Below are 14,470 nucleotides of genomic sequence, written 5' to 3'. Positions count from 1 at the left end.
GGATGTGTTAAACCACGCCGCCAGCGGCTTCAAAACTCGAAGTCTAGCTGGCGGCGCGGTGAGTGGGTGCGCTTATAGGGTGCTGAACAGCGGAAATATCCCCATCAGCAACGCGGCGAACATTATGCACAGGCAAACCAGAACTGCCCACTTGAGGGTGAAGCGCTGGTGGTCGCCGAACTCGATCCCGGCCAACGCCACCAGCAGGTAGGTCGATGGCACCAGCGGGCTCAGCAGGTGCACGGGTTGGCCAACGATCGAGGCGCGGGCCATTTCTACGGCGGTGATGCCGTAGTGGCTGGCGGCTTCGGCGAGAACGGGTAGTACGCCGTAGTAAAATGCATCGTTGGACATGAAGAAGGTGAACGGCATGCTCACCAGGGCCGTGATCACGGCCAGGTAAGGGCCGAGGAAGTCCGGGATCACTGCCAGCAGGCTTTTCGACATCGCGTCGACCATGCCGGTGCCGGTCAGGATGCCGGTGAAGATGCCCGCGGCGAAAATCAGCCCGACGACGGCCAGCACACTGCCAGCGTGAGCCGCGACGCGGTCTTTCTGCTGTTGCAGGCATGGGTAGTTGACGATCATGGCGATGCTGAACGCGACCATGAACAGCACCGGCAGTGGCAGCAGGCCAGCGATCAAGGCACACATCAGGCCCAGGGTCAGGGCGCCATTGAACCAGATCAGTTTCGGCCGACGGGCATCCGGGAACTGCGACACGCTGATTTCGCTGTGGTCGATCTCGTCGCCGATCAAGTGCAGTTCACCCAGGCGCGCGCGCTCACGTTTACCGTACATGTAGGCAATCGCCAGGATCGCCACCACGCCGGCGAGCATCGCCGGGATCATCGGTACAAAAATATCCGACGGGTCGACGTGCAGCGCACTGGCGGCGCGGGCGGTCGGACCGCCCCAGGGCGTCATGTTCATCACACCGCCGGCCAGGATGATCAGGCCGGCCATGATGCGCGGGCTCATGCCAATGCGGCTGTACAGCGGCAGCATGGCGGCCACGCAGATCATGTAGGTGGTGGCGCCGTCACCGTCCAGGGACACCACCAGGGCCAGCACCGCGGTGCCGACGGACACCTTCAGCGGGTCACCCTTGACCAGCTTGAGGATCTTGCGCACGGCCGGGTCGAACAGGCCGGAGTCGATCATCAGGGCAAAATAGAGGATGGCGAACATCAGCATCACCCCGGTCGGGGCCAGCTTGGTGATGCCTTCGAGCATCATCGGGCCGATTTTCGGCGCAAAACCGCCAAACAGGGCGAACAGGATCGGCACGATGATCAGGGCGATCAGCGCCGACAGGCGCTTGGTCATGATCAGGTACATGAACGTGATGACCATGGCAAAGCCAAGGAAAGTCAGCATGGGAATACTCCAGACGTAGCGCGACTAGGGAATGGCGGACCGGTTGGGGGTCAGCGCAGAACGGGAAGCACGAGGCGTACGAAGGGAGTGGGGGCGAGCAGGCGGGTGTGAGCAGACATCAGAATCACCATTGTTGTTGTTAATTGGGCCGTGCGAACGTTGTGGATTTCGCGTTGGCCAACCGGTCTATTGCCGGCAGTGAGGGCGATCCTAATCGGCAAACCTTTCAGCTACCTTTCGCCAGACAAACACCGGACGAGATGTGCAAGCGCGCCTGGCGAGGCTTAAAGTGCTGGGCAGTGCCCCGGATTGAGGGGGCGCCGTTGGGGATGAGGAGGGTCGGCATGAGCGAACTTCACACCGGTGGCTGCCATTGTGGGCAGTTGCGTTATCAATTCAGCGGGCCGTTGTGTGACATCGCCCATTGCCACTGCTCGATTTGCCGACGGGTCAGCGGCGGCCTGGTGACCACCTGGATCACCCTGCCCCGTCCAGCCTTCCAGTGGCTGGCGGGCACCCCGGCGCAGTACGATTCTTCGGCCAGCTGTGTGCGTTATTTCTGTGGCCACTGTGGTGCGCAACTGGCATTGATCACGCACCTGAGCCCGGACACTATCGATGTGACCATTGCCACTCTGGATCACCCTGAGCGGGCGCCGGCCGAACGGCACATCTGGACCGACAGCCGATTGCCTTGGCTGCACCTGGACGAACACCTCCCCGAAGAACCCGAGGAAACCCTGTAGCGGCTGCCATGCGCCTGGGGGTCAGGGTAGCTCCAGGCCGCCTGCCGCCTTGTGCAGCGCCCGCAGGTGTTCGCCCAATTGCTTGACGTTGGCTTCGTTGGCGGCGATCTCCGCGGCCCGGGCCGGCTCCAGCAGGGCGCGGGCCTCTTTGTCGAGGTCGCCGGTCAAGGCTTGCAGTACTTTCTGGCGGCTGCTGCTTTCAGCTTCCAGGCGTTGCCATTCGTTGGCTTGCGGCAACCCGTAGCCACCCTCGTCGAGCAACTCCGCCGGGCGGCTGAGGAAGCCGCTGTTGGCGAGGATCTGCTGCAGGGTCTTGTTGGCCCGGTCCATGCCGCCGTTCTCCAGCTCCCGCGCATCGAGGTAGCGTTGCTTGACTTCGTTCTGGGCCAGCAGCAGTTGCTGGCGGAAGCTCGCCTGCTCCAGCAACAGCAAGGCAGCGCTGGTACGCAGGTCAGCCTGGTCGAACCATTGGCGGCGATCGGCAGCGCTTGACGTCAGCCAGTCTTCAACCTTGTCCTGTTTGATCGGCAGGTGCTTTTTCAGCACCTCGAACATGGCTTGATAGCGGTCGCGGAATGAATCGAAGCGATAACCCAGGCGCAAGGCCTCACGCTGGTCGTCGAGCACGCTGGTGTCGGCCAGGCCGCGGGCCTTGAGCACTTCCAGCAGGCCGTTGGGCATGATGCTGTCCAGGCCGACCAGTTGCGGATTGTTGCTGCCACTGCGTAACAGTTTCAGGCTCTCCACGGCACAGTTGTTGGAGAGGAAGAAGTAATTGCCGTCGTAGCTCCAGTGCATCTCGGCAGCGTGCTCTACCACTTCGTCGATCTCGCTGCGCGAGAGGATCAGCGGTACGGACGCCAGGCTGCGCAATTCGGTCTTGGTGTACTCGTCGATGACTTGTGCCAGGGGCAGTACAAAAAGCCGCGAGGGGTATTTGCCCACCAGGCCGTCCCAACTCGATAGCTGCACGTCGCCGACGAAGGCGCGGTAGGACAGCACCAGGGAATATTCCAGATCCAGCCGGCAATCGGGCCCACGCGGGCGCCCGGGTGCACAGATCACCAGGCGCAACATGCTGTGGCCCCAGCGGCTCACCAGGTTCTGGTTGGCTTCGGCCAGCAGGTAATCGACGGCGTAGACCCGCTCCGGGTCGACCTGGCCCAGCGGCTGCTTGCCAAAGTCGTTGCCGGCGTTGAGAAAGGCGAAGGATGTGGCGCAGTTTTCCTGGGTCGACGGTGCCCAGCCAAAGTGTTGCTGGTAATAGCGGTACAGCGCCGGACGGCGGCAGGCGTAGCTCGGGTCGAGGAGGAAGTACTCCATGTTGACCGCGACGAACTCCTTGGGGCTGCTGGTTTCGTACAAGTCCGGGCTGCGCGCGATCTGGCGGTTGTGCTGTTCACGTTCTCCGCGCCGGCCGACGTACTGCTGCCAGCCGGCCAGGTCCAGCAGGCGCGGGTCATCACTGAGGGTGAAGCGCCGGTCGTTCTGGCCGCGGCATTGATCGGGCATGCCGATCAGGCCCGAACTGTTGTTCTGCCGGGTACAGCGCTGGATCAACAAGCGCTCGGGGGTGGGCCATAAACGCGCACGGTCATAGATGTGGGTCAGTTCATGCAGCACCGTGGCCAGCATCTCGCGGCGTACGGTGCCGTGGGGGCGATGGGTCTTTTTTGTTGCGGCGCTACCGTCCGTCAGGCCGGGTAGCAGTTTGCGGTTGAGGTCCAGTTCAGACACCAGGGAGGCCTGGCCGTAGGCGTTGGCTGGCATGTTGTCGGTCCAGCCGACATCAATTCGCCGGTCCAGTTGTTCGACGAAGTGCGGCGGCAGCGCTTGCATCGCCTCGTCGAGCAAGGCCTGGCTGGCCTGCTGTTCTGCCGGGCTCAAGCCTTCGGTCTTGAGGTGCAGTTGCAGGCCAGCCTGGGCCGTTATGCCAAAGAGCAGCGCGGCAGCAGTCAGCAGCCCGGTGACGAACGACCTCACAGTGCGAGGATGGCTTCGGCGAGTACCTGGTCACTGGCGTCGCGGGCTTCCGGCACGCGGGTGCGCAAGGTATCGAAGGCCGCTTCCAGGTGCGCGCCACGGATATCACCATTGCTGGCGACGAAACTGGCCGCGTCGTCGTGGGCATCGCGTACGACTTTCGAGTCGCGGATGGACGTCGTGGTGTCCGAGGTGAAATCAAGGGTGCGCTGTGAGGCGCGGATGATGATGTTACTGGTGGCGACCAGGGTTTGGGCCTGGGCCATGTCGGCCAACAACAATAGGCCAAGGGTGGCAGCAATCAGCGGGCTACGCATGGAACGACTCCGGAAGAACGTGGGATAGCTATTGGACGAGAATTGCCTGTGCCAGTTCAAGGTCACTTGCATGAAGTTTTGCCCGGTGCTGGTGCAGGTAAACCAGGGCCGACTCCAGGTGCGCTCCTCGTAGTTGGCCATTGCTGGCAACAAAGGCAGCCGCATCATCGTGCGCGGCGAGCAGCAGTTTATGGTCGAAGGGAGCGGCGGTCACCATGCTTGTGGCATAGGCGGTGACGACAAGGTTCTGCGTGGTCAGGTCCAGGGCGTGAGCCGAGGTGATCCCGCAGGCGATGAAGGTGGCGGGGACGAACAGTGCTTTTACAAGAAAATCCATGGGACCAGACAGCTGAAAACCAGCCCCAAGGCTAGCGCAATGCCCGGCCCAGAGCCAGGCCTTGGCAAACGGGGCAGCTCAGGCCGCCCCGTACAGTGTCTGCAATCAGATGGTCAGGATAGCCTGAGCCAGTTGGGCGTCGGTCGCGCTCAACTGTGGAACCTGCTTGCGGATGTGCTCCAGGGCACTTTCCAGGCGAACGCCGCGGATGGCGCCTTCGCTGGCCACGAAGCTGGCCGCGTCATCACGGGCTGCGCGCACGATTTTGTCGTCCTTGAACGAAGACGTGACGTCGGAGGTAGCGTCGGAAGTGGCTTTGAGCGCGCCGACGACAGCGTCCGTGGTGACGATGAAGCTGGTGGCGTGCGAATTGGCAGCCACGGCCAGCAGGGCTGCAGCGCTGAGCAGACGAAGACGGGACATGGGGTAACTCCTTTTAAGAACAAAAAAGTGGCGTTGGAAAACGCCCGACAACCACCGCGAGCCGCACGGTGCCTGAAGAGTCAGACGCGTACCGTGCAGTGTTCGCCACGTTGTATCTGGATATTAGGCCCATGTTCAAGGATTCGAACAGCCCTGTGGGCCTTTTTGCCGACCACTATTGCCAGAAGGGGCGCTCCAGCTCGGCCATGCGTTCCGAGTGGCTGATGCCGATATCGGCCAGTTGCTGGTCATTGAACTGGGCCAGCAGGTGACGGGTACGCGCCCGCTCCCGGCATTGGCCAATGGCCCTGAACAGCCGGGAGAGTAACCCCGGCAGGCTGAGCCGCTGGCGGCGTGGTAGGGACATCTCGAGTGACGGGTCCATGCTCAATTCCTCGCGCAAAGGCTGAAAGTGCAGCCTTGGGAGGTCATGTTGGGCCCTTGCGGTTTAGCGGGGCAGTGACACCGGGGTAAAATTGTACTGGTTCAGTTTGATTCTTATGGAAACTGTACCTGTCTTGAGACGTGTCTTCTGTACCTGCGATTTTTTACCCTGAAACGACAAGACCCGTCGCGGTTTCCCGCGACGGGTCTTGTGTGTGCAATTCAGAGTGCTGGCGGTGGACCCGGAGGGTCAGGGCCAGCGACGCTAACTTAGCGCCAGAACGGCTTGCTCAGTTCTTCGTAGCGTTGTGCTTCGCTAATCCCTGCGTCAGCCAGCAGACGCGAATCCAGGCGAGCCAGTTGATGGCGGCTGGAGATGCGGCGCTGCCACAGCATCAGGTTGGCGAGAACGCGAAGAGGCATGGAAGCCTGGGTTTTTACAGCCTTGTCTTCGAAGAACAGTTCGGAACTGAGTGTACGTTCCATGGTTGACATCCTTCCGCTTGTGGCGGGATTAGGTAGTGGTTTAACTGGTGCCCATGATCCTCTCGTTTGGCCAGTCTCTGTAGATACAGTTCACCTGTATTGTGAGAGACCAGTTAACTGTTAAAGGGGGGTGTACTGGTCTAAATTGAGGCAACTGTACCTGTCCGCACGATTATGGTGCGTTATGCAGGTTTTAGTGGGGAAAGGTAGGCTTTTTCCGTAGGAAATGACCGGTACAGTAGTACAGTTTTTGCAAGATCTTGGGTGGAAGATAGCTGGCCGGCAAAAAACTGTTTTTGCCGGCCGCCATCTGTACCAATTACACGGCGAGCATGCGCCCGGTTTCTTCCAGGTTCATGTGCCAACTGAGGGCTTCGCGCAGGATGTGTGGCGTGTGGCCGCCGATGGCGCAGGCCTTCTCGAAGTACGCATTGAGCGCTTCGCGGTAATCCGGGTGTACACAGTTGTCGATAACCACCCGGGCGCGCTCCCGAGGGGCCAGGCCACGCAAGTCGGCAAGGCCGATCTCGGTCACCAGGATGTCGACGTCGTGCTCGGTGTGGTCAACGTGGCTGACCATTGGCACGACGCTGGAGATTGCCCCGCCCTTGGCAATCGACTTGGTGACGAAGATCGCCAGGTGCGCGTTGCGGGCGAAGTCTCCCGAGCCGCCGATGCCGTTCATCATCCGCGTGCCGCAGACGTGAGTGGAGTTGACGTTGCCGTACAGGTCGAATTCCAGCGCGGTGTTGATGCCGATGATGCCCAGGCGACGCACCACTTCAGGGTGGTTGGAAATTTCCTGCGGGCGCAGGACCAGTTTGTCCTTATAGCGCTCCAGATTGCCAAACACATCGGCGTTGCGGCGTTGTGACAGGGTGATCGAGCTGCCCGAGGCAAAGCTCAGCTTGCCGGCGTCGATCAAGTCGAAGGTGGAGTCCTGCAGCACTTCGGAGTACATGGTCAGGTCTTCGAACGGCGAATCGATCAATCCGCACATTACGGAGTTGGCGATGCTGCCGATGCCGGCCTGGAGCGGGCCCAGCTTGTTGGTCATGCGGCCAGCGTCCACTTCCTGCTTGAAGAAGTTGATCAGGTGGTCGGCAATGGCCTGGGTCTCGTTGTCCGGTGGCAGCACCGTGGACGGCGAGTCCGATTGGTTGGTGATGACGATGGCGACGATCTTTTCCGGTGGAATCGCAATTGCCGTGCTGCCGATGCGATCGTCGACCTGGGTCAGCGGGATCGGTGTGCGGGTCGGGCGGTAGGTCGGGATATAGATGTCGTGCAGACCTTCCAGGTTCGGGTTGTGCGCCAGGTTGATCTCGACGATCACCTGCTTGGCGAAAATCGCGAAGCTTGCGGAATTGCCGACCGAGGTAGTCGGCACGATGTGGCCTTGTTCGGTGATGGCCACGGCTTCGATGACCGCGATGTCCGGCAGCTTGAGTTGCTGGTTGCGCAGCTGCTCCACGGTTTCCGACAGGTGCTGGTCGATGAACATCACTTCGCCGGCGTTGATTGCCTTACGCAGGGTGCTGTCGACCTGGAATGGCATGCGGCGAGCCAGGACGCCCGCTTCGGTCAGTTGTTTATCGAGGTCGTTGCCCAGGCTGGCGCCGGTCATGAGGCTGATCTTCAGCGGCGTGACCTTAGCGCGCTCGGCCAGTGCGTGGGGCACGGCCTTGGCTTCGCCGGCGCGGGTGAAGCCGCTCATGCCGACGGTCATGCCGTCCTCAATCAGAGCGGCAGCCTCGGCGGCGCTCATCACCTTATCCAACAACGAAGGCAAGCGAATACGGTCACGGTACATGGATTATTATCTCGGGCAACGGAAGCAAGATGCGCAGTCTAGTGATTTCGAAAACATTCGTCCCACTACCATGGTCGAATGCAGGCCCCTGATTTAGAGCCTTTGGTCGGGTTATTGGCGCAAATAAAAAACCCCAGCCTACGGGAGGCCGGGGTTTTTGGTATTGCCGTGGAGCAGTGTTTATTCGACAGCCTTGACCATATCTTCGATGACTTTCTTGGCGTCGCCGAAGACCATCATGGTCTTGTCCAGGTAGAACAGCTCGTTATCCAGGCCGGCATAGCCGCTGGCCATCGAGCGCTTGTTGACGATGATGGTCTTGGCCTTGAAGGCCTCGAGAATCGGCATGCCGGCGATCGGCGACTTCGGATCGTTCTTCGCCGCCGGGTTGACCACGTCGTTGGCGCCGAGCACCAGTACCACGTCGGCCTGGCCGAACTCGGAGTTGATGTCTTCCATCTCGAACACTTGGTCGTACGGTACTTCGGCCTCGGCCAGCAGGACGTTCATGTGCCCAGGCATGCGGCCTGCCACCGGGTGGATCGCGTATTTCACGGTCACGCCACGATGGGTCAGCTTCTCGGTCAGTTCTTTCAGGGCGTGCTGCGCCCGTGCCACCGCCAGGCCATAGCCCGGAACGATGATCACGGTGTCGGCGTTGGTCAGCAGGAAGGTGGCGTCGTCAGCCGAGCCGGATTTCACCGGACGCGCTTCCGCCGAACCGGCTGGGCCTGCGGCGTCTGCGGTGTTGCCGAAGCCACCCAGCAGGACGTTGAAGAACGAACGGTTCATCGCCTTGCACATGATGTACGAGAGGATCGCGCCGCTGGAGCCCACCAGGGAGCCGGCAATGATCAGCATCGAGTTGTTCAGCGAGAAGCCGATACCGGCCGCAGCCCAACCGGAGTAGCTGTTGAGCATCGACACCACCACCGGCATGTCGGCACCACCGATCGGGATGATGATCAGCACGCCCAGCACGAAAGCCAGCGCCAGCATCAGGGCAAACGCGCCGAGGTTGCCGGTCAGCATGAACGTGATGCCCAGGCCCAAGGTGGCCAGGCCCAGCACCAGGTTGATCTTGTGCTGGCCGCTGAACTGTACCGGTGCGCCCTGGAACAGACGGAACTTGTACTTGCCCGAGAGTTTGCCGAAGGCGATGACCGAACCGGAGAAGGTGATGGCACCGATGGCGGCACCGAGGAACAACTCCAGGCGGTTACCGGCCGGAATCGCGTCCCCCAGTTGTTTGACGATACCCAGCGATTGCGGCTCGACCACCGCAGCAATCGCGATGAATACCGCGGCCAGGCCGATCATGCTGTGCATGAAGGCGACCAGTTCCGGCATCTTGGTCATTTCAACCCGTTTGGCCATGACCGAGCCGGCAGTGCCTCCGACCAACAGGCCAACGATCACGTAGCCAATACCGGCCGTAGCCAGTTCAGCGCCCAGCTTATAGATGAGGCCGACGGTGGTCAGGATGGCCAGTGCCATGCCGAGCATGCCGAACAGGTTGCCGCGCCGCGAAGTGGTCGGGTGCGACAGGCCTTTGAGGGCCTGGATGAAGCAGATCGACGCGATCAAGTAGAGCGTCGTTACGAGGTTCATGCTCATTACTTGGGCGCCTCTTCTTTTACGGCTTTCGGGGCTTTTTTCTTGAACATCTCAAGCATGCGACGGGTGACCAGGAAGCCACCGAACACGTTCACGGCCGCCAGTGCGACGGCGAGGGTGCCCATGGTCTTGCCCAATGGGGTGACGGTCAGTGCGGCCGCCAGCATGGCGCCGACGATCACGATTGCCGAGATCGCGTTGGTCACCGCCATCAAGGGGGTGTGCAGCGCGGGTGTAACGTTCCAGACCACGTGATAACCGACATAAATCGCCAGCACGAAGATGATCAGGTTGTAGATACCGGGGGAGATAAGCTCTTCCATCGTCTGAATCCCTGCTTAGGCGTTTTTGCGGATGACTTGGCCGTCGCGGCACATCAGGCACGCGGCGACGATGTCGTCTTCGAGGTTGATCTCGAACTGGCCTTCCTTGGTGAAGACCAGCTTGAGGAAGTCCAGCAGGTTGCGCGCATACAACGCCGAGGCATCTGCGCCGACCTGGGCCGCCAGGTTGGTCGGGCCGGCGATGGTCACGCCGTGCGCAACGATCACCTGGTCCGCAACGGTCAATGGGCAGTTGCCGCCCTGTGCCGCTGCCAGGTCGATGACCACCGAGCCGGGTTTCATCTGGGCAACGGTCTCGGCGCTCAGCAATACCGGGGCCTTGCGGCCAGGAATCAGGGCCGTGGTGATGACAATGTCGGCTTGCTTGGCGCGCTCGTGCACGGCCAGGGCCTGGCGCTGCATCCAGCTGGCCGGCATCGGCCGTGCGTAACCGCCGACGCCCACTGCGCATTCACGCTCTTCGTCGGTTTCATAAGGCACGTCGACGAACTTGGCGCCCAGGGATTCGATCTGCTCTTTCACCGCCGGACGGACGTCGGAGGCTTCGATCACCGCGCCCAAGCGTTTCGCCGTAGCGATGGCCTGCAGGCCTGCCACGCCAGCGCCGAGAATCAGTACGCGAGCAGCTTTTACCGTGCCCGCGGCGGTCATCAGCATCGGCATGAAGCGCGGATAGTGATGAGCGGCCAGCAACACAGCCTTATAGCCGGCAATGTTGGCTTGCGAGGAGAGCACATCCAGGCTCTGCGCACGGGAGGTGCGCGGCGCTGCTTCCAGGGAGAACGCGGTAATGCCACGCTCGGCCAGTTTGGCAATGGTTTCATTGCTGAACGGGTTGAGCATGCCTACCAGCACGGTTCCACTTTTGATCAGGCTCAGTTCGCTGTCGCTGGGGGCGACAACCTTGAGGATCAGCTCTGCGCCAAATGCGTCGTTGGCACTGCCAATCACTGCACCTGCCGCTTCATAAGCACTGTCGACAACGCTGGCGTTGATGCCGGCGCCGCTTTGCACAGTGACTTTATGACCCTGGCCGATCAGCTTCTTGATGGTTTCCGGGGTTGCAGCAACCCGCGTTTCACCGGTCTGGGTTTCGAGAGGAACACCAATGTGCACGTCAAATCTCCTGCTTGATCTTATTGCTTTCGATCTTTCTTAGAAGGCCAGCGCACTGCGGAGGGTGCGGCTGGGGCGGCCGATCAGCACGACCCCGCTGTATTTCAGGCGGGGCGCGGCATTTTGCAGGCGAACTTTGTGCCCTTCAAGGGATTATGACGGGTGACGGAAAATTAACTACAAGTCACCCCGTGACCGAATGTCGCAACCAGTCGGGCTAATCCCCTCTAGGCCGTGCCTTGTAAGGATTCTGGCGAAAAACAGGGGATTTTCACATCGGCTGTATGAATGATGCGCCATGGTCCCGAATTAGGGTGCGAAAGCCACGCCGTTAGGCGGCTGTGGGACGATTGTGCAGGTATTCCGTAAAGGCTGCCTAAATGCGACAAATAGTTATATCTGTAGGGCTTTGATTTTGCTGACTACGGGGTCAGTTAATGCCTGTAAGCCCCTGCCCTTCTACGTTGTAGCTGTGGGCCTGATGAATCAGCCAGTCGCGAAATGCGCGCAAAGAGGCGGATTCGACCTTTCGGTCAGGAATCATCAGGTAATAGGCCTTGATGCTCGACAGGGCCTGGGGGTTGGCAATGACCAGTCTTTTCTCGGCCAGTTCACGCTGGATCAGGAACGGCGGGATCAGGGCGATGCCCATGTCATGCATGGCCGCTTGGGCGAGCATGGAGAATAGCTCGTAACGCGGGCCTGTCATGTCCCGGGGGATATTCAGGTTCCGGGAATTGAACCACTGGCGCCAGGCGTACGGGCGTGTGGTCTGTTGCAACAGGGGAAAATCGGCAATCTGCTCGGCGCTGAGCTGCGTGAACCGGCCGAGTAAGGTCGGGCTGCACACCGGCATCGGGTTTTCTCCCATCAACCTGTGGGATTCGGTACCTGACCAATCGGCGTCGCCGAAGTAGATCGCGGCGTCGAAGTCGGTGTCGGCAAACAGGAAGGGCCTTGTGCGGTTGGTCAGGTTGACCGTCACTTCCGGGTGCTGCTCTTGAAAGTCCTTGAGTCGGGGCAGTAGCCATTGGGTGCCAAACGTCGGCACGACCGCCAGCTCGATGACGTTGGCGCCCTGCTGCCCCATCACCGACAGGGTGTCGCGCTCAACTGCGTCCAGTTGGGTTGCCACCCGGCGGCTGTAGGACAGGCCGGCTTCGGTGAGTTTCACGCCACGCCGTGAGCGTCGGAACAGTTCGACACTGAGGAATTCCTCCAGGCTGGCGATCTGTCGGCATATCGCCCCCTGGGTCAGCGAAAGCTCCAGGGCGGCCTTGGTAAAGCTCTCGTGGCGGGCGGCGGCTTCGAAGCTGATCAGGGCGGCGGTGCTGGGGATCTTCCTGCGCATGTACGGCAACCTCACTAATGATTCTCGTGTATGCCGTTTCAGGCTATTACGGAGTGAGAAATTAGCACAACAGCATGCAAAATCCTCGTTTGCCCATTCCGCTAGCGACGCCTAGGATCATTCCACGATATTTGACCCACTTCGCGAGGATACGCTCATGGGCGGTAAAGCTAGCTTCAACTGGATCGATCCCCTGTTGCTGGATCAACAGCTCACTGAAGAGGAGCGCATGGTGCGCGACAGCGCAGCGCAGTTTGCCCAGGACAAGCTGGCTCCGCGCATCCTTGAAGCCTTCCGCCATGAAAAGACCGATCCGGCGATCTTCCGCGAAATGGGCGAGATCGGCCTGCTGGGCGCGACCATTCCCGAGCAATACGGCGGCAGCGGCCTGAACTACGTCTGCTACGGGCTGATTGCCCGTGAAGTCGAGCGTGTCGACTCCGGCTATCGCTCGATGATGAGTGTGCAGTCTTCCCTGGTCATGGTGCCTATCAATGAGTTCGGCACTGAGGCGCAGAAACAGAAGTACCTGCCGAAACTGGCGTCCGGTGAATGGATTGGTTGCTTCGGTCTGACCGAGCCTAACCATGGTTCCGACCCGGGCTCCATGATTACTCGTGCGCGCAAGGTGGAAGGCGGCTACAGCCTGACCGGCAGCAAGATGTGGATCACCAACAGCCCGATTGCCGATGTGTTCGTGGTGTGGGGCAAAGACGATGCTGGCGACATCCGCGGATTCGTCCTCGAGAAAGGCTGGAAGGGCCTGAGCGCTCCCGCTATTCACGGCAAGGTCGGCCTGCGTGCCTCCATCACCGGCGAAATCGTGATGGACAACGTGTTTGTTCCGGAAGAAAACATCTTCCCGGACGTGCGTGGTCTGAAAGGTCCGTTTACCTGCCTCAACTCCGCCCGCTATGGCATCTCCTGGGGGGCACTGGGTGCCGCCGAGTTCTGCTGGCACACCGCGCGCCAATACACCCTGGACCGCCAGCAGTTCGGCCGTCCCCTGGCTGCGACCCAGTTGATCCAGAAGAAGCTGGCGGATATGCAGACGGAAATCACCCTGGCGCTGCAAAGCTGCCTGCGTCTTGGCCGTATGAAGGATGAAGGTACGGCGGCGGTGGAAATCACTTCGATGATGAAGCGCAACTCCTGCGGCAAGTCCCTGGACATCGCGCGCATGGCTCGCGACATGCTTGGCGGCAACGGCATCTCCGACGAGTTCGGTGTCGCGCGTCACCTGGTCAACCTCGAGGTGGTCAACACCTACGAAGGTACTCACGACGTTCACGCGCTGATCCTCGGCCGTGCACAGACCGGTCTCCAGGCGTTCTACTGACAGGAGAGCGGCCATGGGTGCGTTATCGCATTTGCGGGTACTGGATTTATCGCGTGTATTGGCCGGCCCCTGGGCTGGCCAGATCCTGGCGGACCTGGGAGCCGAGGTGATCAAGGTCGAGCGTCCTGGCAACGGTGATGACACGCGCGCCTGGGGGCCGCCCTTCCTGAAGGACGCCTATGGCGAGAACACCAGCGAGGCGGCCTACTACCTCTCCGCCAACCGCAACAAACAATCGGTGACCATTGACTTCACCCGGCCTGAGGGTCAGCGTCTGGTGCGCGAGCTGGCTGCCAAGTCCGACATACTCATCGAGAACTTCAAGGTCGGTGGCCTGGCGGCTTATGGTTTGGACTATGAGTCGCTCAAGGCGATCAATCCTGATTTGATCTACTGCTCGATCACGGGGTTCGGCCAGACCGGACCCTATGCCAAGCGTGCGGGCTATGACTTTATGATTCAGGGCCTGGGGGGCTTGATGAGCCTGACTGGCCGCCCTGAAGGTGATGAAGGCGCCGGCCCGGTCAAGGTGGGTGTGGCGCTGACGGACATTCTGACCGGGCTCTACTCCACCGTGGCGATCCTGGCGGCCTTGGCGCACCGGGATCATGACGGTGGTGGGCAGCATATTGATATGGCGCTGCTGGATGTCCAAGTCGCCTGTCTGGCCAATCAGGCCATGAACTACCTGACGACAGGGGTTGCGCCCAAGCGGTTGGGCAATGCTCATCCGAACATCGTGCCTTACCAGGATTTCCCGACGGCGGATGGCGACTTCATCCTGACGGTGGGCAATGACGGGCAGTTTCGCAAGTTTGCCGAAGTGGCGGGTCA

General features: G+C 60.8%; 15 protein-coding genes (1 of these 15 cut by a window edge). 3 read left to right on the top strand and 12 right to left on the bottom strand.

Features of this window, described 5'->3' with window-relative positions:
- Positions 1-72 precede the first annotated feature (72 nt).
- Positions 73-1,380 (bottom strand): CitMHS family transporter, encoded by a 1,308-nt coding sequence (locus Q1W70_RS09570; RefSeq protein WP_095165169.1) that lies wholly within the window; start codon positions 1,378-1,380, stop codon positions 73-75.
- Between the two features lie 344 nt (positions 1,381-1,724).
- Here Q1W70_RS09570 and Q1W70_RS09565 point away from each other — a divergent pair, with 344 nt between their 5' ends.
- Positions 1,725-2,126 carry a GFA family protein gene (locus Q1W70_RS09565; protein WP_166588976.1) on the top strand — a complete coding sequence of 134 codons (402 nt, stop codon included), beginning with the start codon at positions 1,725-1,727 and terminating at the stop codon, positions 2,124-2,126.
- Between the two features lie 21 nt (positions 2,127-2,147).
- Here Q1W70_RS09565 and Q1W70_RS09560 read toward each other — a convergent pair whose 3' ends face one another.
- The 11 genes from Q1W70_RS09560 to Q1W70_RS09510 form a co-directional block, all read right to left on the bottom strand.
- Positions 2,148-4,109, bottom strand: coding sequence for a DUF7844 domain-containing protein (locus tag Q1W70_RS09560; protein WP_166588977.1), 1,962 nt, complete (start codon positions 4,107-4,109; stop codon positions 2,148-2,150).
- Positions 4,106-4,426 (bottom strand): DUF2388 domain-containing protein, encoded by a 321-nt coding sequence (locus Q1W70_RS09555; RefSeq protein ID WP_095165173.1) that lies wholly within the window; start codon positions 4,424-4,426, stop codon positions 4,106-4,108. The genes Q1W70_RS09560 and Q1W70_RS09555 overlap by 4 nt, the downstream gene beginning before the upstream one ends.
- 28 nt (positions 4,427-4,454) lie before the next feature.
- On the bottom strand, positions 4,455-4,763 hold the full coding sequence (locus Q1W70_RS09550; RefSeq protein ID WP_166588978.1) for a DUF2388 domain-containing protein: 309 nt from the start codon (positions 4,761-4,763) through the stop codon (positions 4,455-4,457).
- A 105-nt stretch (positions 4,764-4,868) separates the two neighbouring features.
- Entirely contained in the window at positions 4,869-5,186 is a 318-nt protein-coding gene (locus Q1W70_RS09545; protein ID WP_166588979.1) for a DUF2388 domain-containing protein, read from the bottom strand.
- Between the two features lie 175 nt (positions 5,187-5,361).
- Complete coding sequence (locus tag Q1W70_RS09540; protein WP_166588980.1) at positions 5,362-5,571, bottom strand: DUF1127 domain-containing protein; 210 nt, start codon at positions 5,569-5,571, stop codon at positions 5,362-5,364.
- 269 nt (positions 5,572-5,840) lie between these two features.
- Positions 5,841-6,056, bottom strand: a complete 216-nt coding sequence (locus Q1W70_RS09535) for a DUF1127 domain-containing protein (protein WP_025131744.1) — start codon at positions 6,054-6,056, stop codon at positions 5,841-5,843.
- A 319-nt stretch (positions 6,057-6,375) separates the two neighbouring features.
- A complete protein-coding gene (gene scpC / locus Q1W70_RS09530; RefSeq protein ID WP_166588981.1) occupies positions 6,376-7,869 on the bottom strand; it encodes a succinyl-CoA:acetate CoA-transferase ScpC in 1,494 nt (497 codons plus the stop codon).
- Positions 7,870-8,049: 180 nt separating this feature from the next.
- A complete protein-coding gene (locus Q1W70_RS09525; RefSeq protein ID WP_166588982.1) occupies positions 8,050-9,486 on the bottom strand; it encodes an NAD(P)(+) transhydrogenase (Re/Si-specific) subunit beta in 1,437 nt (478 codons plus the stop codon).
- Complete coding sequence (locus Q1W70_RS09520; RefSeq protein WP_003187010.1) at positions 9,486-9,809, bottom strand: NAD(P) transhydrogenase subunit alpha part 2; 324 nt, start codon at positions 9,807-9,809, stop codon at positions 9,486-9,488. The genes Q1W70_RS09525 and Q1W70_RS09520 overlap by 1 nt, the downstream gene beginning before the upstream one ends.
- Positions 9,810-9,824: 15 nt before the next feature.
- On the bottom strand, positions 9,825-10,946 hold the full coding sequence (locus tag Q1W70_RS09515) for a Re/Si-specific NAD(P)(+) transhydrogenase subunit alpha (RefSeq protein ID WP_166588983.1): 1,122 nt from the start codon (positions 10,944-10,946) through the stop codon (positions 9,825-9,827).
- Positions 10,947-11,376: 430 nt separating this feature from the next.
- Positions 11,377-12,297, bottom strand: coding sequence for a LysR family transcriptional regulator (locus tag Q1W70_RS09510; protein ID WP_265537026.1), 921 nt, complete (start codon positions 12,295-12,297; stop codon positions 11,377-11,379).
- Positions 12,298-12,454: 157 nt separating this feature from the next.
- Between Q1W70_RS09510 and Q1W70_RS09505 the strand changes: the two genes are divergently transcribed.
- Both Q1W70_RS09505 and Q1W70_RS09500 read left to right on the top strand, forming a co-directional pair.
- Positions 12,455-13,636, top strand: a complete 1,182-nt coding sequence (locus Q1W70_RS09505) for an acyl-CoA dehydrogenase (protein ID WP_166588985.1) — start codon at positions 12,455-12,457, stop codon at positions 13,634-13,636.
- A gap of 13 nt (positions 13,637-13,649) precedes the next feature.
- A protein-coding gene (locus tag Q1W70_RS09500; RefSeq protein WP_166588986.1) for a CaiB/BaiF CoA transferase family protein crosses the window boundary here: on the top strand, positions 13,650-14,470 show its 5' portion. Its footprint extends 400 nt past the window's final position; only the first 821 of its 1,221 coding nucleotides appear in the window; it begins with the start codon at positions 13,650-13,652; its stop codon lies beyond the right edge, outside the window.

The sequence above is a fragment of the Pseudomonas kielensis genome, assembly GCF_030505375.1.
Classification (GTDB): domain Bacteria; phylum Pseudomonadota; class Gammaproteobacteria; order Pseudomonadales; family Pseudomonadaceae; genus Aquipseudomonas; species Aquipseudomonas kielensis.
The sequence above is the reverse complement of the archived record's forward strand: the minus strand, read 5'-3'. Positions and strand labels throughout refer to the sequence as shown.

Excerpts from the sequence above, each read along its gene's own strand:
- Q1W70_RS09540 (WP_166588980.1), bottom strand. The coding sequence starts at position 5,571 with ATGGACCCGTCACTCGAGATGTCCCTACCACGCCGCCAGCGGCTCAGC.
- Q1W70_RS09555 (WP_095165173.1), bottom strand. The coding sequence starts at position 4,426 with ATGCGTAGCCCGCTGATTGCTGCCACCCTTGGCCTATTGTTGTTGGCC.
- Q1W70_RS09535 (WP_025131744.1), bottom strand. The coding sequence starts at position 6,056 with ATGGAACGTACACTCAGTTCCGAACTGTTCTTCGAAGACAAGGCTGTA.
- Q1W70_RS09525 (WP_166588982.1), bottom strand. The coding sequence starts at position 9,486 with ATGAGCATGAACCTCGTAACGACGCTCTACTTGATCGCGTCGATCTGC.
- Q1W70_RS09505 (WP_166588985.1), top strand. The coding sequence starts at position 12,455 with ATGGGCGGTAAAGCTAGCTTCAACTGGATCGATCCCCTGTTGCTGGAT.
- Q1W70_RS09510 (WP_265537026.1), bottom strand. The coding sequence starts at position 12,297 with ATGCGCAGGAAGATCCCCAGCACCGCCGCCCTGATCAGCTTCGAAGCC.
- Q1W70_RS09570 (WP_095165169.1), bottom strand. The coding sequence starts at position 1,380 with ATGCTGACTTTCCTTGGCTTTGCCATGGTCATCACGTTCATGTACCTG.
- Q1W70_RS09550 (WP_166588978.1), bottom strand. The coding sequence starts at position 4,763 with ATGGATTTTCTTGTAAAAGCACTGTTCGTCCCCGCCACCTTCATCGCC.
- Q1W70_RS09565 (WP_166588976.1), top strand. The coding sequence starts at position 1,725 with ATGAGCGAACTTCACACCGGTGGCTGCCATTGTGGGCAGTTGCGTTAT.
- Q1W70_RS09545 (WP_166588979.1), bottom strand. The coding sequence starts at position 5,186 with ATGTCCCGTCTTCGTCTGCTCAGCGCTGCAGCCCTGCTGGCCGTGGCT.
- Q1W70_RS09520 (WP_003187010.1), bottom strand. The coding sequence starts at position 9,809 with ATGGAAGAGCTTATCTCCCCCGGTATCTACAACCTGATCATCTTCGTG.
- scpC (WP_166588981.1), bottom strand. The coding sequence starts at position 7,869 with ATGTACCGTGACCGTATTCGCTTGCCTTCGTTGTTGGATAAGGTGATG.